The 17,614-nt window shown below is 55.0% G+C and carries 14 protein-coding genes; 6 read left to right on the top strand and 8 right to left on the bottom strand.

The features are described 5' to 3' along the window. The first annotated feature begins 60 nt into the window (after positions 1-60). Genes flhB through AAGQ96_RS12255 form a run of 3 tightly spaced genes read left to right on the top strand, consistent with a single transcriptional unit; the run spans position 61 to position 3,676 of the window. Positions 61-1,206: a flagellar biosynthesis protein FlhB gene (gene flhB, locus AAGQ96_RS12265; protein WP_147198457.1), complete on the top strand. Its 1,146-nt coding sequence runs from the start codon at positions 61-63 to the stop codon at positions 1,204-1,206. Next, positions 1,206-3,287 carry a flagellar biosynthesis protein FlhA gene (gene flhA, locus AAGQ96_RS12260; protein WP_342753683.1) on the top strand — a complete coding sequence of 694 codons (2,082 nt, stop codon included), beginning with the start codon at positions 1,206-1,208 and terminating at the stop codon, positions 3,285-3,287. The genes flhB and flhA overlap by 1 nt, the downstream gene beginning before the upstream one ends. Further along, entirely contained in the window at positions 3,287-3,676 is a 390-nt protein-coding gene (locus AAGQ96_RS12255; protein WP_342753682.1) for a flagellar protein FlhE, read from the top strand. The genes flhA and AAGQ96_RS12255 overlap by 1 nt, the downstream gene beginning before the upstream one ends. Here the strand turns inward: AAGQ96_RS12255 and treY are convergent. The 4 genes from treY to AAGQ96_RS12235 all read right to left on the bottom strand — a co-directional run bounded on the left by treY (position 3,673) and on the right by AAGQ96_RS12235 (position 10,383). Next, the gene (gene treY, locus AAGQ96_RS12250) at positions 3,673-6,159 is read right to left on the bottom strand and encodes a malto-oligosyltrehalose synthase (protein WP_342755558.1); all 2,487 of its coding nucleotides are present in this window, start codon (positions 6,157-6,159) and stop codon (positions 3,673-3,675) included. The two genes, AAGQ96_RS12255 and treY, sit on opposite strands and share 4 nt — an antisense overlap. A gap of 41 nt (positions 6,160-6,200) precedes the next feature. Then, positions 6,201-7,979: a malto-oligosyltrehalose trehalohydrolase gene (gene treZ, locus AAGQ96_RS12245; protein ID WP_342753680.1), complete on the bottom strand. Its 1,779-nt coding sequence runs from the start codon at positions 7,977-7,979 to the stop codon at positions 6,201-6,203. A gap of 343 nt (positions 7,980-8,322) precedes the next feature. Beyond that, positions 8,323-10,053: an arginine--tRNA ligase gene (gene argS / locus AAGQ96_RS12240; RefSeq protein ID WP_147198452.1), complete on the bottom strand. Its 1,731-nt coding sequence runs from the start codon at positions 10,051-10,053 to the stop codon at positions 8,323-8,325. Between the two features lie 204 nt (positions 10,054-10,257). Then, a complete protein-coding gene (locus AAGQ96_RS12235) occupies positions 10,258-10,383 on the bottom strand; it encodes a hypothetical protein (RefSeq protein WP_256377168.1) in 126 nt (41 codons plus the stop codon). Between the two features lie 309 nt (positions 10,384-10,692). Between AAGQ96_RS12235 and AAGQ96_RS12230 the strand changes: the two genes are divergently transcribed. Then, positions 10,693-11,253, top strand: coding sequence for a VOC family protein (locus tag AAGQ96_RS12230; RefSeq protein WP_147198451.1), 561 nt, complete (start codon positions 10,693-10,695; stop codon positions 11,251-11,253). On the opposite strand, the gene AAGQ96_RS12225 is transcribed toward AAGQ96_RS12230, so the two are convergent. After that, positions 11,248-12,408: a PatB family C-S lyase gene (locus tag AAGQ96_RS12225; RefSeq protein ID WP_147198450.1), complete on the bottom strand. Its 1,161-nt coding sequence runs from the start codon at positions 12,406-12,408 to the stop codon at positions 11,248-11,250. The genes AAGQ96_RS12230 and AAGQ96_RS12225 overlap by 6 nt on opposite strands. A 102-nt stretch (positions 12,409-12,510) precedes the next feature. On the opposite strand from AAGQ96_RS12225, the gene cutC reads away from it, so the two are divergent. Together cutC and AAGQ96_RS12215 are read left to right on the top strand one after the other, a co-directional pair. Beyond that, positions 12,511-13,266: a copper homeostasis protein CutC gene (gene cutC / locus AAGQ96_RS12220; RefSeq protein ID WP_147198449.1), complete on the top strand. Its 756-nt coding sequence runs from the start codon at positions 12,511-12,513 to the stop codon at positions 13,264-13,266. Between the two features lie 177 nt (positions 13,267-13,443). Continuing rightward, entirely contained in the window at positions 13,444-14,301 is an 858-nt protein-coding gene (locus AAGQ96_RS12215) for a hypothetical protein (protein WP_254446241.1), read from the top strand. 62 nt (positions 14,302-14,363) lie between these two features. On the opposite strand, the gene AAGQ96_RS12210 is transcribed toward AAGQ96_RS12215, so the two are convergent. From AAGQ96_RS12210 to cmoA, 3 genes are all read right to left on the bottom strand, one after another. Then, a complete protein-coding gene (locus tag AAGQ96_RS12210; protein ID WP_342753679.1) occupies positions 14,364-15,461 on the bottom strand; it encodes a glycerol dehydrogenase in 1,098 nt (365 codons plus the stop codon). A gap of 391 nt (positions 15,462-15,852) precedes the next feature. Next, entirely contained in the window at positions 15,853-16,821 is a 969-nt protein-coding gene (gene cmoB, locus AAGQ96_RS12205; RefSeq protein ID WP_147198447.1) for a tRNA 5-methoxyuridine(34)/uridine 5-oxyacetic acid(34) synthase CmoB, read from the bottom strand. Then, positions 16,818-17,558: a carboxy-S-adenosyl-L-methionine synthase CmoA gene (gene cmoA / locus AAGQ96_RS12200; RefSeq protein ID WP_147198446.1), complete on the bottom strand. Its 741-nt coding sequence runs from the start codon at positions 17,556-17,558 to the stop codon at positions 16,818-16,820. The genes cmoB and cmoA overlap by 4 nt, the downstream gene beginning before the upstream one ends. Between the last annotated feature and the right edge of the window lie 56 nt (positions 17,559-17,614).

Raw genomic sequence — 17,614 nt, 5'->3', positions numbered from 1 at the left:
CATCCCTGCGCGAATTTGGCATTCTGACACCTGAAATTTCATCCTGAAGGTGAGTTTGCCGTGTCTGGAGATAGCGAAGAGGAAAAGACCGAATCCGCAACCGCCCACCGAATAGAAAAAGCACGAGAAGAAGGTCAGGTTCCGCGCTCGCGCGAACTGACATCCGTGTTGATGCTGGTGGCGGGCTTCGGTATTTTGTGGATGGGTGGCGAATCAATGGCCCGTAAAATCGGCCGTTTGCTGGCTCAGGGTCTTAACTTCGATCACTCAGTGGTCAGCGATACCAGCCAGATGCTGCGGCTGATCAGTTCATTGTTTCTTCAGGCTGTTTACTCGCTACTGCCGATTATGGCCGGGCTGGTGGTGGTTGCTATCGCAGCCCCGATGCTGTTAGGCGGCGTGCTGATTAGCGGGAAAGCGATCAAGGTCGATTTCGGCAAGATGAACCCGATTAAAGGGCTGGCGAAGCTGGTTTCCGCACAGACCGCCACCGAGCTGGTGAAATCGATCCTGAAAGCCATTCTGGTTGGCTGTGTGACCTGGATTTTTATCAAGCACAACTGGCCAGAAATGCTGCGGTTAGTCAGCGAATCGCCTTATACCGCGCTGGCCAGCTCGCTGAACATGATTGCCATGTGCTGCATGCTGGTGATTCTGGGCCTGTCGCCGATGGTGGGTTTTGACGTGTTCTGGCAGCTCTACAGCTACTTCAAAGGATTACGCATGACTCGTCAGGATATCCGTGACGAGCACAAACAGCAGGAAGGCGACCCGCACGTTAAAGGGCGTATCCGTCAGCAAATGCGCGCCGCCGCTCGCCGCCGCATGATGGCCGATGTGCCAAAAGCTGACGTGATTGTAACTAACCCGACACACTTCTCCGTGGCGCTTAAGTACGACGAACGCAAAATGAGCGCGCCAAAAGTGGTGGCGAAAGGGGCAGGTGAAGTGGCCCTGCGTATCCGTGAATTAGGTAAAGAGCACCGCGTTCCGATTCTGGAAGCACCGCCGCTGGCGCGTGCGCTTTATCGACATAGTGAAATTGGTCAGCATATTCCTGGTACGTTATATGCGGCTGTAGCAGAAGTGTTGGCCTGGGTCTGGCAGCTCCGTCGCTGGAAGCTTGAGGGTGGCCTGGCTCCGAAAAAACCAAACAATTTACCGGTGCCGGAAGCGCTGGACTTTGTTCCTGATGAGAAAGACTGATGGCGAACCTGGCCGCTTTATTACGGTTACCGAATATGAAAGATACCCAATGGCAGGTAATGGCCGGGCCGGTATTGATCCTGATGATCCTGTCGATGATGGTGCTACCGCTGCCGCCTTTCATCCTCGATCTGTTATTCACCTTTAATATTGCGCTGTCGATCATGGTGCTGCTGGTGGCGATGTTCACCCAGAAAACCCTTGAATTCGCCGCTTTCCCCACCATTCTGCTGTTCTCCACCTTACTGCGCCTGGCGCTGAACGTGGCCTCTACCCGTATTATCCTGATGGAAGGGCATACGGGGGCCGCCGCTGCCGGCCAGGTGGTTGAAGCTTTCGGCCACTTCCTTGTTGGCGGCAACTTCGCCATCGGTATCGTGGTGTTTATCATCCTCGTTATCATCAACTTTATGGTTATCACCAAGGGTGCTGGCCGTATTGCTGAAGTGGGCGCGCGCTTTGTGCTGGATGGCATGCCCGGCAAACAGATGGCGATCGACGCTGACCTCAATGCCGGTCTGATTGGTGAGGACGAAGCGAAGAAACGCCGTGCCGAAGTGACCCAGGAAGCGGATTTCTACGGGTCAATGGACGGTGCAAGTAAGTTCGTTCGTGGGGATGCCGTCGCCGGTATCATGATCATGGTCATCAACGTCATTGGCGGCCTGCTGGTGGGTGTTGTGCAGCACAGCATGGACGTCGGGCACGCGGCGGAAACCTATACGCTGTTGACCATCGGTGACGGTCTCGTTGCGCAGATCCCGGCGCTGGTTATCTCGACCGCGGCAGGTGTTATCGTAACCCGCGTGGCCACCGATCAGGACGTTGGCGAACAGATGGTCACTCAGCTGTTCAAAAACCCTCGCGTGATGATGCTAAGTGCGGGCGTTCTGGGCCTGCTTGGTCTGGTTCCCGGCATGCCTAACCTGGTGTTCCTGATGTTTACCGCTGCGTTGCTGGGCCTCGCCTGGTATCTGCGCGGTAAAGAGAGCAAGCCAAAAGCCGCGCCGCAGAGCAGCATGGTTAAACCCACCGAAACCCCGGCTAACGTTGAAGCTTCCTGGACCGACGTTCAGCTGGAAGACTCGCTGGGCATGGAAGTGGGCTACCGTCTGATCCCGATGGTGGATAATACTCAGGATGGCGAACTGCTGGGCCGTATCCGCAGCATCCGTAAAAAATTCGCCCAGGAGATGGGCTTCCTGCCGCCGGTGGTGCATATCCGGGACAATATGGATCTGCCGCCAGCGCGCTACCGGATCCTGATGAAAGGGGTGGAGATTGGCAGTGGTGATGCTTATCCGGGCCGCTGGATGGCGATTAACCCAGGCACCGCCGCAGGAACTCTGCCGGGTGAAGTCACGGTGGATCCCGCCTTTGGTCTGTCCGCTATCTGGATTGACAGCGCGCTGAAAGAGCAGGCGCAGATTCAGGGCTTTACGGTCGTGGAAGCCAGTACCGTGGTGGCGACCCATATGAATCACCTGATTGGTCAGTACGCCAGCGAGCTGTTTGGCCGTCAGGAAGCGCAGCAGTTGCTGGACCGCGTGACGCAGGAGATGCCGAAGCTGACAGAAGACTTGATTCCGGGCGTGATCACGCTGACTACGCTGCACAAAGTGCTGCAAAATCTGCTGGCAGAAAAAGTCTCTATCCGCGATATGCGCACCATTATTGAAACGCTGGCCGAACATGCCACCGTGCAGACCGATCCGCATGAGCTGACGTCAGTTGTGCGTGTGGCGCTGGGCCGGGCGATTACTCAGCAATGGTATCCGGGCAATGGTGAAGTGCAGGTTATCGGGCTGGATACCACGCTTGAACGTCTGCTGCTTCAGGCATTACAGGGCGGTGGCGGACTGGAGCCGGGCCTGGCCGATCGTCTGCTGGCTCAGGCACAGAATGCCCTTGCTCAGCAGGAAGCGCTGGGTGCGCCACCGGTGCTGCTGGTTAACCATCCTCTGCGTGCGCTGCTGGCCCGCTTCCTGCGTCGCAATCTGCCGCAGCTGATGGTGATTTCCAACCTGGAGCTGACCGATAACCGTCAGATCCGCATGACCTCTACCATTGGTGGGCATTAATGAAAAAAATGCTGCTGCTGTTGCTCTGTCTGCCTGGCTTTGCCATGGCAGGCGGCGCATGGCACGCGTCGGCAACGGGCCCGGGCCTGGTGAATCGTGGCATGCAGGCCTTTTCTCCGGCGCTTAACCCGCCTGAGCCGGTTAAAGGCGTGATGACTGAGATCGCCTGGCGCTATGCGCTGACCGGCCCGGCACCGTCCGGGCTGGTGGTGCATCTCTGTGCGGAAAGCCGCTGCGTGCCGCTGGAAGGCGCCAGCGGTTCGACCCGTGGACTGACTAATATCCAGGCGGGAGAGAGCCTGCATTTTATTTACGGCATACAGGGCAAAGGGCGCCTGAATCAGGCGCTCCGTGTGTTAAGTAACGAAGTGATGGTCAATTACCGCTAGGGCGACTCGCTCAGCAAAACGAGTGCGTGGCCCGTGCCAGAAGCCAAATCTAACGTGTCGCCGACCCTCCGCCTTTCTCCGCTAAGAAGGTCGCGATACTCCCGGTTAGCCAGCGCGCCACTCAGCGCGATTGCCGTCTCTGCCCAGCGTTTCGGGTTGGAGAGGGGCACTTCCTCCGTACTAAAGACTAAGCGAGGCGTGACCACGATCAGCACCGTGTCGTTTAGCGTGCGGGCGAAAGCCAGCACCCGTTCAGCCTGCTCACCGCTTGCGTCGAGCGGAAGATAGTCGCCGTGACGAAACAGCGTGGGCTGCTGCTGACGCGCGTGTAAAATCTGCGCAATAACCTGCTGCTTCAGTTGACCGCTAAACCACGCTTCTTCATGACTGAAATCAGGTTTTGCCTGTGCGGCAAGCTGCTGCTCAAGCGCGGAATAATTTGGTTCACGGCGGTTATCCGGATCGACCAGGCTGTAATTCAATCCTTCGCTACCCTGGTAAATGTCGGGTACGCCCGGCGCAGTCAGCTTAACGAGGGTTTGGGTAAGCGTGTTGACAAGACCGGCGCGGATAAACGGCTGGAGCGACTGGTGAAAATCCTGCAAAAAGGCCTGATTGTCCGGCGAGAGCAGGTGGCTGGCGTAACCGAGCACCGCTTCTTCATAAGGATCGTTGCTGTCGCCCCAGTTGGTGCGTGATTTGGCTTCCCGCAGCGCTTTTTCCACAAAGGGTAAAAACCGTTCTTCCAGCGCTTTCAGCGCAGCTTTATCCTGCGGCTGAAGACGCGGTGGCCAGAGGCCCGCCAGCGCCTGATAGAGCATCCACTCCACGCTGGGTTTGGGCGCCACACCATCCTCAAGCGCTTTGACCGCCGAATGGTTCATCTCCCGCCAGCGGCTAACATACTCCGCCCAAAGATCCGGCGCTTCGGTCAGCGTATAAAGCCTCGCTCTGGCATCTTCGCCGCGCTTGGTATCATGCGTGGAGGTGGCGGAGAGGGCATCCGGCTGCCGTTCAAGGCGCGTTTGCATTTCTGCATGGAAGAGTGCGGTTGAGAAAGTCCGCGGTACCGGCTCGGCACCCACTTCGTTCAGCGCCAGCGCCATGTTCTGCCGGAAAAATAGCGTATCCTCCACCGATTTCGCCATCAGCGGGCCGGTAAGCTGCTGGAATTTGGTGCGGAACGTCGTCGCCTTGTCTGCAACAGCGGCAGAAATTTCACCGGCGAGAAGGCGCAGCAGGAAATCCAGCGCGTCGGCATCAGGCGCATTTACGCCCGCTCTGACCTTGTCAGCAATCTTTTGCAGCAGCGCACTGTCCGCGGGTGGCAAACCGGCTGCGGTGCCGTAAGTGCGATAGACCGGGAAAGCCACCAGCAGTTCACGCAGGGCTTTACCCAGCGTCTCTTCTTCTAACGTCACGCCTTCGGTTTCTGCGATCGCCGCCGCCAGCCGCAGCAGGAGGGTAAATTCGCCTTCAAAATTCTTGCCGACCATCAGCAGCTTAGCCGCCCGCAGTTCGGCAGAAATATTCACCGGCTTGCCAAGCTCATCACTGTAGGCGTCGCGCAGCGCGGCAAGCTGTTGCCCGTCAACCAGCGCGTTAGACAGCGAGGCGATAAACTCGTAGCCGGTCGTACCGGATATGGGCCAGTCAGCGGGAAGTTGTTCGCCTTCACCGAGGATTTTTTCCACCGTGATATAACAGGCTTCACCTGCCTGCTGGCGAAGCCGCTCAAGATACGCTTTGGGATCGGCCAGGCCGTCGACATGATCGATCCGCAGACCGTTAACCGCGCCGGCGTGAACCAGCTCAAGGATCAAGCGATGGGTATCATCAAAAACGGTCGGATCTTCAACGCGCACGCCGACCAGTCCGGTGATTTCAAAAAATCGGCGGAAGGAGAGATCGTGCGGCGCATCCCGCCAGGACATCAGCCGCCAGGGTTGACGGTCATGCAGTTCAGCGATTTTCGCTTTATCCGTTATTTGCAGCACGCCGTCCGGGTCGTCCTGCCAGCTTTCAGGTGCCAGCGGATAGAAAGCGTCGTAACAGGCTAAAGCCGGTCTGCCGGTTTTGGGATCGGGTTTTATCGCGATTTCGCCGTTTTCCAGCGCCTGCTCAAAGGTATCGCCGAGGAACGGCAAGGTCAGACGACGCGACCAGTCAATGTCGAAATGGTGTGCGTAACGGCTGTTCTCGCCGTGTTCGATGACGTCATACCACCAGGCATTTTCCAGCGACGAGGCCATATGATTCGGCACAATATCCAGAATCAGACCAATGCCAGCCTCTTTCAGTGCGTTAGCCAGGCGATCAAATCCTTCACGGCCACCGATCGCCGGATCGATCTCGTTAGCATCGGTGACGTCATAGCCATGAGTGGAGCCGGACAACGCGGTAAAAATCGGCGAGGCGTAAAAATGGCTGATGCCGAGCCGCTGTAAATAAGGGATCAGGCCGACGGCACGATCAAAGGTCATGCCGTTACGGAACTGGATACGGTAAGTCGATGTTGGTACTTTCACTTTTTCTCTCCCGCATCAAGACGGACAATAATGGCATTTTGTGGCAGCCCGTTTTTCACTTCCGGCCAGGCAAAAATCGTTTCGCCAGGCAGGTCAGGCAGCGGCTGCGGCGTTGCGCCAATATTCAGCGCCAGCGACAGCGTACCCTGCGGGAACGTCCAGCTAACGGCAACAAAACCTTCCGCCGTTTTCAGTACGCTGCCCGAGTTACCGCCAGCGGTTGCCAGCAGCGGCACGATATGCTGCTGACGCAGCGTTAACAGCTTACGGGTAAAGGCCAGCCACGCTTTGCCGTCCTCCGTTTCCAGCGCCTGCCAGTTCAGTTTCGAGGCGTCAAAGGTACTTTTTGCGTTGGGATCGGGCACGTCTTCGCCATCATGACCTTCAAACTCTTCCGCCCGTCCTTTACGCACCGCTTTGGCAAGATCGCCATGAAAATCAGTGAAAAACAGGAAAGGATGAGTCTCGCCATACTCCTCGCCCATAAACAGCAGCGGGATATGCGGTGAACAGAGCAGCAGGGCAAGCAGAACTTTCGTGCGTTCGGCACCGGCCAGCGTAATCAGCCTTTCACCCTGCGCGCGATTGCCGACCTGATCGTGATTCTGAATGAAATCCACAAAAGCCACTGGCGGCTGGTCGGTGCTTTTTACGCCGCGTTTTTTGCCTGACTGGGGCGAAACCTCGCCCTGATAGGCAAAGCCTTCCGTCAGAATGCGAGCGATAAGCTTTTCCGGCGCGTTGGCAAAATCGCGATAATAGGCCTGGGTTTCGCCGGTAGCAAAGACGTGCACGGCATTGTGGAAATCGTCATTCCATTCGCCGGTAAACAGCGGCACGGCACCGTCTGCTTCGCGCGGATGCAGAAAAATAACGTTACGGCTGTCTTCGGTAGTCAGATGAATGGGGCGGTCGGTAATCTCTGCACGAATGCGTTCTGCAATCTCAATCAGCGCGTGCTTATCAGAAATATCTTCGATCTGATCGATGGCATCAAAACGCAGACCGTCAAGATGATATTCCTTTAGCCAGTAGAGCGGGGCTTCGACAATATAGCGGCGGGCGGCATCCACATCATAAGCGATACCCGCCCCCCACGGCGTCATCCGTTCCTTGTGGAAAAAATCGGGCGACAGCCGCGGCAGATAATTGCCTTCCGGGCCAAAATGGTTGAGGACGATATCCAGTACGACAGAGAGGCCATGGGAATGCGCGGCATCAACAAAAGCTTTGAAATCGTCCGGCGAGCCATAGGCGGAGTGCGGGGCGTAAAGCAGCACGCCATCGTAACCCCAGCCACGATTACCGCCGAACTGGGAGACCGGCAGGATCTCAAGCATCGTGATGCCAAGTTCGGCCAGCGCGGGCAGCTTCTCTATGGCAGCCTGAAAAGTGCCTTCTGGCGTAAAAGTGCCGATGTGCATTTCATAGACAACGGTTTGTTCCCAGGGGCGACCCTGCCAGGCGCTGGTTTGCCAGCGATAAGCCGTAGGATCGATGACCAGAGAAGGGCCGTTGACGTCGGCCTTTTGCGCCCGTGAAGCCGGATCGGGTAACACCAGGCCATCGGCGAGAACAAAATTATATTCCGAACCGGGGACCACGCCGGGTACCTCGAGTTCAAACCAGCCCTCTTCATTGCGACGCATCTCGTGCGCTTTGCCGGAAAGTTGCAGTGTCACTTTTTGCTGGCCGGTTGCCCAGACACGAAAGCGAACGGTATCGGCGGCCGCATAATCGGCCCCCCAACTTTTAAGAAACGCTCTGGACTCCATTCGATTGCCTCGCTAAACGTTTAAATAACAGGCGATATACGAACTCAATCATAGACTATGGTTTACAAGTTGATGCGAAGGGAGGCGGTGTGGTTGGGGAGTTAAAGGATTTACCCATCAAAAAGGGGACGAAAATCATCCCCTCAGACGGCTGACAAACTCAAAGCACGGGGAACACTGGCCTGGAACAAAGCGTCCTGGGCCATGGACGGCCCGGGCCGAGCCGGCACGGATGCCGCTTTTTGCGTCTTTGTGGAAGGCCAGTGTTCCTCGTGCCTGCACTATGTCAATAAGCTCAGGGGACGAAAATCGTCCCCTGAGCGTTAACAGAATGCGCTGTGCGTTACATACGTTCTACGGTTTCGATACCCAGCGTTTCCAGACCCTGCTTCAGCGTTTTTGCCGTCAGCAGCGCCAGCGTCAGGCGGCTCTGCTTCGTGGCTTCGTCTTCCGCAGACAGAATTGGGCAGTGCTCGTAGAATCCGGAGAACAAACCGGCCAGATCGTATAAATAAGCACACATCACGTGCGGCGTACCGTCACGCGCAACCTGAGTGATGGTCTCTTCGAACTGCAACAGGCGTACGGCCAGCGCTGCCTCACGATCTTCGGTAATGGCAGTTTTACCCTGAACTTCAGCTTCGTTGATACCCGCTTTACGGAACACCGACAGCACGCGGGTGTAGGCATACTGCATATAAGGCGCGGTATTACCTTCAAACGCCAGCATGTTGTCCCAGTCGAACACGTAATCCGTGGTGCGACTCTTGGAGAGATCGGCGTATTTCACTGCGCCAATCCCAACGGTGTTTGCCAGCTGCTTAAGTTCTTCAGCAGGCATATCGGGGTTTTTCTCGCTCACCAGACGCGTGGCGCGTTCGACCGCTTCATCAAGCAGATCGGATAATTTGATCGTGCCGCCCGCACGGGTTTTGAACGGCTTGCCGTCTTTGCCCAGCATCATGCCGAATGCGTGATGCTCCAGCGGTACAGATTCAGGCACGTAACCGGCTTTGCGTACGATAGTCCACGCCTGTTGCAGATGCTGGTGCTGGCGGGAATCGATGTAATAGAGCACGCGATCCGCATGCAGGGTCTCAAAGCGATATTTGGCGCAGGCGATGTCGGTGGTGGTATAGAGATAGCCACCATCCTTTTTCTGGATGATCACCCCCATCGGCTCGCCGTCTTTGTTCTTGTATTCGTCCAGGAAGACCACGGTCGCGCCTTCGCTCTCGACCGCCAGGCCTTTCGCTTTCAGATCGGCCACAATGCCGGGCAGCATATCGTTGTACAGGCTTTCGCCCATCACATCTTTACGGCTCAGCGTCACGTTCATGCGGTCATAAATTTTCTGGTTCTGCGACATCGTAATGTCGACCAGCTTTTTCCACATCTTACGGCAGTATTCATCACCGCCCTGAAGCTTCACTACGTAGCCGCGCGCGCGTTCAGCGAAGGCCGGATCTTCATCATAAGTGCGCTTGGCTTCACGATAGAACACTTCCAGGTCGGCCAGCGCGATCTCTTCATGATGCTCATTCTGCTGTTTTTCCAGAAAAGCAATCAGCATACCGAACTGCGTGCCCCAGTCACCCACGTGGTTAGCGCGGATGACATTATGACCAAGGAATTCCAGCGTACGGACGGCAGCATCGCCAATAATGGTCGAACGCACATGCCCTACGTGCATCTCTTTCGCGACGTTTGGCGCAGAATAATCAATCACAACGGTTTGCGGCGTTACTGGCGTAATGCCAAGGCGCGGCGCATTAACGACGTTATCCACCTGCGCTGAAAGCCATTTGGCATCCAGAAACAGATTAATAAAGCCCGGGCCGGCAATTTCGACTTTGCTGGCAATACCTTGCAGATCGAGATGGTTCAGGACTTCTTCAGCCAGTTGTCGCGGGGCTTTACCCAGTTTCTTTGCTACCGCCATGATGCCGTTAGCCTGGTAATCACCAAACTGTGCTTTGGCTGACTGCCGTACCTGCGATTCGCAACCGGCCGGAGCCCCTGCTGCGATCATCGCCTGACTGACTTTATCTGAAAGAAGAGCCTGAATATTCACCGAGTTACCTTATATGCTGAAATGCCTGCGGGGATAATCGCAGGCGGTCATTCCGTCAGCGCCCGCCAGCAGAGCGATCTGCTGTACACTGGCACTGCTCAAAAAAGAAGGGGAAAAGTATACTGCATTTCAGAGTGGATTATCCAGGTGCCTGATGGACTGAAGGGCACAGGGGCGCAGGAAACGGTCGTTTCCTGCGAATATTCAGGAGCGACGACGACCAGGGCGGTAAGGACTGGTAATAGTCGTTTTACCGCGTACCTTCCAGTGGCGCACCAGAGCAAAGCCCATCATTACGATGAGCACTGCGACGAGCATCAACATAAGCATTTTGCTATTCCTTGTGTAAGTAGCGGGACAAATCTATAAGGAACAAGAATACCCTACAAGTCAGGGCCAGCGATTTAAGAATAGTCGCATTGTATAAATTTAACTAAACCAAAACAGAAAGTTAAAAACTCTTTTTCAGAAAAATCGCTGAAACAAAGCCAATCTAAACTCAATAAAAGGCAGTTTTTTCCAATTTTTTATAAGTTTTACTGGTGGATATTTAAATATTCAACAGAATAGCTGGCCCGAACAAGCGGAGTATAAAATTCACAATGATTAAGATAATTACAGTAAGCGCGAGGTTAAAAGATGTTTGAAGGTCATTTCGCGGAAGAATTAGCCGATTTAGCTAATGATTCATCACGTTTTTTACGATCTCTTTACGATCTGGCGGACCGGTTAGGGCTACAGCTGGATGCGCTGAAAGCTGACCATATCGCCGTGCGTTGTCATCAGTCCGCCACCGCAGAACGCTGGAAAAAAGGCTTTTTACAGCATGGTGTGCTGTTTTCTGAAAAAGCGATTCACGGGCGCCCAATTGCGCTGTTTGAGTTAACAACGCCGCTAAAAGTAGGGCCATGGGAAATCAGTGTGGTTGAGCTGCCCTGGCCGGGTGAAAAGGTCTACCGGCATGAAGGTTGGGAGCACGTTGAGATTGTTTTAAGCGGCGATCCGCATACGTTGAGCGCCAGGGCGCTGGCGCTGTTTGCCGATGAAGGGTTGAGTAAGCCAGGTCTGTCGATCAAAAACAGCGCGCCAAAAGGCGAGGGCGAGCGCCTGCCGAACCCGACGCTGGCCGTCTCAAACGGTACCGTCACCATCAAGTTCCATCCCTGGAGCCTGAAAGAGATTGTGGAAAGCGAGTTATAAAACGACCCGGAGAGGCAGGGTACGCACTGCCTTTTCCATCCTTTTTATAGCTTCATCAATCAGGTCGCGCGGGCAGCCAAAATTGAAGCGGACGAAGCCGTCATCTCCAAAATCCCGTCCCGGCGAAAAGCCCAGCCCGTGTCGTTCAAAAAACAGCGCCGGGCTGGCGACGTTGAGCTTGCTGGCATCAATCCACGCAAGATAGCTGGCTTCCGGCGCGACAACGGAAAGCCCCTCGATAGCATTGATGCGTTTTACCAAAAGATCGCGCGACTTCTGTAAATAGGCCAGCTGTTCGTCAAGCCAGGCCTGACCGTCACGCCAGGCCGCATTGGCGGCCACCAGCGACAGAATATCCACTGGCGGAACGATGCCCTGACGTATTGCCTTAAATCGCTCGCGTAAGGTTTTATCCGGGATGATCGCCACGGAAGCACCAAGCCCGGCAATATTAAAGGTCTTGGACGGCGAGACCAGCGTCACCGAACGCCGTGCGGCATCCTCATTCAGGCTGGCGAAAGGAATATGTTTCACGCCCGGTTCAAGCAGCAGATCGCAGTGGATCTCATCAGAACAGACGATCAGATCGTGGCGCTGAGCGAAGCTGAGCTGTTCTTCCAACTCTTCCCGGCGGTACACTGTGCCCCCGGGATTTTGTGGGTTACAGAGCATCAGCAGCTTTTCATTACCGTCCATTTGCGCTTCAAGCTCGTCCAGCCGGATCACCCAGCGTCGATCTTCAAGCTGGAGCGGGGCATTAATTTGTCTGCGGTTTGCCAGCTTTGCCGCAGAGCGAAAAGGCGGATAAATGGGCGTAGGGGCAATGGTGCCCTGATGCGCGTCGGTAAAAGCGCGAACGGCGATATTCAGCCCGCTCACGACGCCGGGTAAAAAAACCAGCCATTCAGCTTTAATTTGCCACTGATAACGCTCGGCCATGCGCATCATTATCGCGTCGGCCAACTCTACCGGCGAGCTGCCGTAACCAAAAATTCCATGCTCAACACGCTGTTTCAGAGCATCAATAACGCAATCCGGCGAACGAAAATCCGTGTCCGCTATCCACAGTGGCAGGATATCCCGCGCACCATATTTCTGCCATTTAAGACTATCGCTGTGACGGCGATCTATCCGCTGGTCAAAATTACATGTCATGTTAGCGATTCCCGTTAAAATTATTCTTAGCGTGTCATACCAGACTAATACAGCGGAATTCATTCACACAACCCGCCAGCAGTCATTAAACAGGAGGATGGAATGCTAAAACTGGAAGTATGCTGCTTTGGAGTCGATTGTGCCCTTACCGCTGAAAAAGCCGGTGCCGATCGGATTGAACTTTGTTCAGCGCCGTCAGAAGGAGGATTAACGCCTTCCGCAGGGAGCTTAAAACAGGCCCGCAACAGTATTACTATTCCCGTACATCCTATCGTGCGCCCACGCGGAGGTGATTTTTGCTACACCGACGGCGAGTTTAATGAGATAAAGTCGGATATCGCCTTTATCCGTGAACTGGGCTTTCCTGGCGTGGTGGTCGGCATGCTGGACGTGGACGGCCATATTAATATGGCCCGGATGCAGCAGGTCATGGCCCTCTGTGAAGGCATGGCGGTGACTTTTCATCGCGCCTTTGATCTGTGCCACAGTCCATTGATGGCGCTGCAACAGCTCACCGATTTAGGGGTCGCCCGTATTTTAACTTCCGGACAGCAGCAAAGCGCCGAAAGTGGATTACCTTTATTAAAGGAACTAACTCGCAACACGCGTGGTCCAATCATCATGGCGGGTGCTGGTGTTCGCCTCAGCAATTTGCAGAAGTTTGTTGAGGCCGGTTTGAGCGAGGTTCACAGCTCGGCCAGCCAGCGTGTCGCTTCACCAATGCGCTATCGTAAAGCCGGGGTATCGATGAGTTCCGTAGCGGAAACAGATGAATTTAGCCGTCCTTGCGTAGATAGTGATATGGTGGAGGCAATGAAAGCTTCCCTGGCGCTCAGTTCTCCCGTCAGAGTCGCCTGAATCCGATTTTGCCGCGCAGCACGCCAGTTCAGCGACGTGATGTTTGCAAGTACCAGGCCCCATCGTTTTGATGGGGCTTTTTTTCTTGATAAATTCGGGTGCAGAACAAGCCTTTCCGCCATCTCCCGTGGTTTGCTTTACACTTATTTTGTTCTTTCAATGTTGATGAGACTCCTGATGAACATCCTCAATCTGGCTGTTGGATCTGTTGCTTTGTTCACCGCGTTTTTTTCCGGCATAGCCTCGTCTGCAACAGCCTGCCCACCCAATGCCCAGCTGATCAACGACAGCAACAGCATTTTGCTGCTCGGCGGAACAGCCAAAGGGCCGATAAAGCAGGTGGTTATGGGCGAGTTTGGCAAAGACGTTAATCAGCAGAAACGGATCCTGGGTGAGTTTGACCGCTGCGGCTCACTGCTGCGCGCGGACGTCAGTTTTGATAAGGCCGAAGGTAATATGCTGCTGAAGATGGTGCAGAGCATTGTCCGTGTTACCAGCGGGTGGGAAGCGGTGTATGACATGTCGGTTTTTGTCATGCAAAGCGGGCAGCCGGTGGAGGTCAATCGCAAGCAGGGGAAAATCAATTTCCTGACCGGCAAACAGGGCACCATCACCAGTTCCACCGACGCGTTTTTGTTGCAGGGAAAGAAAGGCTTTACGGAAACAACCAACAGTTACGACCCGCGATCGAGGTTGATTAAGAGCGTGGCTCGCGGATCGGATCGGCAAACGAACGGTGAATATCGTTACCAGTGGAACGAGAAAGATCAGCTGATCGCCAGCACATCCGCCAGCAGTAAGATGAGCTGGCTGTACGATAAGCAGAACCGAGAGCAGCGCCTTTCGACCCAAACGCATAATGAGAACAGCGAACTGACGGCCGTTGATGAGTGCCAGCTTTGGGACGATCATGATAACTGTACGCTCAGTTACTCACGCGAAAAGGAAGTTTTCGCGCAAGGTGAAATTCTGCGTAATATCAGTGCCGCCTATAAGTTTGAATATTGGGATAACAGCAAGGAGGAAGGGCAATAGCACGGCAGGAAAGCGGGTGCGCAGGAGGCACCCGGCGTTGGTTGACAAATCGTACCGCAGGTTTACTTGATGGTCTGACTGAAAGCATCCACGGCCAGAATCGCGCTGGCAACGTCTTCCGCGCTGAGATGAGGATTAAGGTTTTTCAGCGTATCGCCTTCGCTGTTTGCCAGTTCGCCGATTTTGACCAAATTTTCCCAGCTTTCATTGTCCAGATGCAGCTCTTTCAGCGTGGTTGGCATCTTAATGGCGCGATAAAAACGAATATAGCGCGCGATTTCTTCGTCCGGACGCTGCTCCAGCACCATCTGCGTTAGCGTTCCGTAAGCCACTTTTTCGCCATGGGTCAGATGATGGATTTCGCCGTCAATGGCGGTAAAACCATTATGGATAGCATGCGCGCCAGCCAGCCCGGCATTTTCAAATCCGAGACCGGAAAGCAGCGTGTTCGCTTCCACTACCGCTTCCACCGCTGGCGTCACCAGCTTCTGCGCGACCGCCTGGTACGCACTGAATCCGTAGGTGAGTAAGGTTTTTTCGCAGGCTTCGGCAATCGCCATACCGGCAATGGTCGGATCGCCATCCACCATCGATTTGCTGTGTGAGCGTTTCACTGCCTGGGCTTCAACAAAGGTTGCCAGACCATCGGCAATGCCGGAAGCAAACAGTCGGACTGGCGCGCGGGCGCAGACCTGTGTATCTACCAGTACCAGATCCGGGTTCTTGCTGTAAAAACGATAGCTTTCAAAGACGCCGCTGTCGGAGTAGATCACCGAAAGCGCGCTGCAAGGCGCATCAGTTGAGGCTATGGTAGGCACGATAACCACCGGCTGTTTCAGCTCATCGGCAACGGCTTTGACCGTGTCCAGCGTCTTGCCGCCGCCAAGACCTACCACCAAACGGGCACCCTGATTTTTCGCCAGTCCTGCCAGACGGGTGATTTCGTTGCTGGAGGCTTCGCCATTAAACTGCTGATAATGAAATTCGATTTTATGCTGTTGCAGCGAGGCCTGAACCTCTTTGCCAATCAGCCCCCAGACGATTTCATCCGCAACCACAAAGGCGCTATTGCCTAACTCCGCCACATACTCGCCAAGCTGTGCCAGAACGCCAGCACCCTGAACATATTTACGCGGTGAAGAGAAAACAAATTTACTCATGTGGGACTCCTTTCAGGTAAATGAAAAAGATGTCGTACGGATTATAGCCTGGCCTGTTTTCGGGCGGTGGGCTTGATTAAACGCGGGATTAAAGGAAAAAGCCTGATTTGTCTCTATCGCTGAAGGGGCAGTGTTTTAGAACAAGTCGCTATTGAGCAAGTATCTGTTGTGAATAGCGTAGTTATTGGCAACCTGTTCTGCCAACAACGCAAGGGTCTGCGGGCGGCAGCCAGGGAAGATAAACCGGATATCGGGCGCAGGGACGCGCCGGTTAAGCCGCCGAGCGGCGGCCCGGTGTTCTGCCCCTCACTGGCGACAGACGCCGGATCCGCCGTTGGCCTTGCGTCTTTTTACCGACCGCAGCTGGCGGGTCAGCATTTAACCCAAAACCTTATGGCTTCCGTGCCACCAGTACCGCGCGCAGCGGTGCCGGATAACCTTCTATCGTTTTATTCGAATCCAGCGGGTCGAGAAACTCCGCCAGCGACTCGCTGGTCATCCAGTCGGTACGGCGCTGCTCTTCTGTACTGGTCACGGAATAGTCGGCGATGCGCACATCGACAAAACCACATTTCTCCAGCCAGTTCTTCAACGCGCCCGTAGAGGGAATAAAGTAGACGTTGCGCATCTGAGCATAGCGTTCGCCCGGCACCAGCACTTCCTGGTCGCCACCGGCAATCACCAGCGTTTCCAGCACCAGCTCGCCGCCGCTTACCAGCTGATTCTTCAGCTGCAACAGATGATCCAGCGGCGAACGACGGTGATAGAGCACGCCCATCGAAAACACCGTATCAAACGCTTTCAGCTCCGGCAGCTGCTCAATGCCCAGCGGCAGCACATGCGCACGCTGATCGTTGCCCAACAGCTTGCGCACCGCTTCAAACTGGCAAATGAACAGCTGCATCGGATCGATGCCCACCACGAGGTTTGCACCTGCGCCAACCATCCGCCACATGTGATAACCACTGCCGCAGCCCACGTCCAGAATGGTTCGGCCCGCCAGCGGAGAAATATGCGGCAGCACGCGATCCCACTTCCAGTCCGAACGCCATTCGGTGTTGATGTTCACGCCGTACAGGGAATAGGGGCCTTTGCGCCACGGCATCAGATTGCGCAGCAGCTTTTCAATGCCGCCGCGCTGACGCTCGGTCAACTGACTGCTGTCGGCGGTAACGCTGTGCAGCAAATCTAAGGTTTCAGGCGTCAAATCCGGCAGGTATTCAACCGAGCGATCCCAGTTTTTAAAATGACCGTGCAGCTGCTCACGCTGCCAGGTTGCGATCTGTGCCGGAAGCGTCTCCAGCCAGTGGGAAAGCGGACTCTTTGCGATTAACTGGTAAAAATTGCCGAACTCCATCAGTCAGTTCCTGCCTTCAGTGCGATGAGCGAGCCAAAATTAAAGCACTGGAACCACAGCTCAGCGTGTTCAAATCCAGCAGTGCGTAAACGGGCTTTGTGCGTTTCCACGCTGTCGGTCAGCATCACATTTTCCAGCATGCTGCGCTTCTGACTGATCTCCAGTTCGCTGTAGCCGTTAGCCCGTTTAAAATCGTGGTGCATATTGAAGAGCAGTTCGCCAACGTCGGCATCGGCAAAGCTGAATTTTTCGGAAAGCACCAGCGCGCCGCCCGGGCGCAAACCCTGCCAGACCTTATTGAGCAAATTCTGACGCTCGTCAGGCTCTAAAAATTGCAGGGTAAAGTTCAGCACCACCATCGAGGCATTCTCAATGGCGATATCACGAATATCCGCCTCGATTACCTCAACCGGCGTATCGGCGCGGAAGGCGTCAATATGACGGCGGCAGCGTTCAACCATCGCCGGGGAATTATCCACGGAGATAATTTTGCAGCCTTCAGCCCTGATATTGCGGCGCACCGACAGCGTGGCGGCGCCCAGCGAACAGCCTAAATCGTAAACCTGACTGTTGGGCTGAACAAAACGCTCGGCCAGCATGCCGATCATAGAAATAATATTCGAATAGCCAGGCACCGAGCGCTGGATCATATCGGGAAAAACTTCAGCCACGCGCTCGTCAAACGTCCAGTCGCCCAGTTTGGCAATCGGCGCGGAGAACAGCGTATCGCGGTTAGACATAATGGTAAGTCCGGGAGAAAAACGGAAAGGCGGTATTTTGGCAGAAAGCGGCGCAG

The organism is Pantoea sp. MBD-2R, assembly GCF_039134845.1.
Lineage (GTDB): Bacteria > Pseudomonadota > Gammaproteobacteria > Enterobacterales > Enterobacteriaceae > Erwinia.
This window is presented reverse-complemented; position numbering and strand designations above follow the sequence as displayed.

Bases quoted from the DNA above. Each gene is read 5' to 3' on its own strand.
- flhA (WP_342753683.1), top strand. From the start codon at position 1,206: ATGGCGAACCTGGCCGCTTTATTACGGTTACCGAATATGAAAGATACC.
- cutC (WP_147198449.1), top strand. From the start codon at position 12,511: ATGCTAAAACTGGAAGTATGCTGCTTTGGAGTCGATTGTGCCCTTACC.
- AAGQ96_RS12230 (WP_147198451.1), top strand. From the start codon at position 10,693: ATGTTTGAAGGTCATTTCGCGGAAGAATTAGCCGATTTAGCTAATGAT.
- cmoA (WP_147198446.1), bottom strand. From the start codon at position 17,558: ATGTCTAACCGCGATACGCTGTTCTCCGCGCCGATTGCCAAACTGGGC.
- AAGQ96_RS12210 (WP_342753679.1), bottom strand. From the start codon at position 15,461: ATGAGTAAATTTGTTTTCTCTTCACCGCGTAAATATGTTCAGGGTGCT.
- treZ (WP_342753680.1), bottom strand. From the start codon at position 7,979: ATGGAGTCCAGAGCGTTTCTTAAAAGTTGGGGGGCCGATTATGCGGCC.
- AAGQ96_RS12255 (WP_342753682.1), top strand. From the start codon at position 3,287: ATGAAAAAAATGCTGCTGCTGTTGCTCTGTCTGCCTGGCTTTGCCATG.
- AAGQ96_RS12235 (WP_256377168.1), bottom strand. From the start codon at position 10,383: ATGCTTATGTTGATGCTCGTCGCAGTGCTCATCGTAATGATGGGCTTT.
- treY (WP_342755558.1), bottom strand. From the start codon at position 6,159: ATGACCTTTGATCGTGCCGTCGGCCTGATCCCTTATTTACAGCGGCTC.
- AAGQ96_RS12225 (WP_147198450.1), bottom strand. From the start codon at position 12,408: ATGACATGTAATTTTGACCAGCGGATAGATCGCCGTCACAGCGATAGT.
- AAGQ96_RS12215 (WP_254446241.1), top strand. From the start codon at position 13,444: ATGAACATCCTCAATCTGGCTGTTGGATCTGTTGCTTTGTTCACCGCG.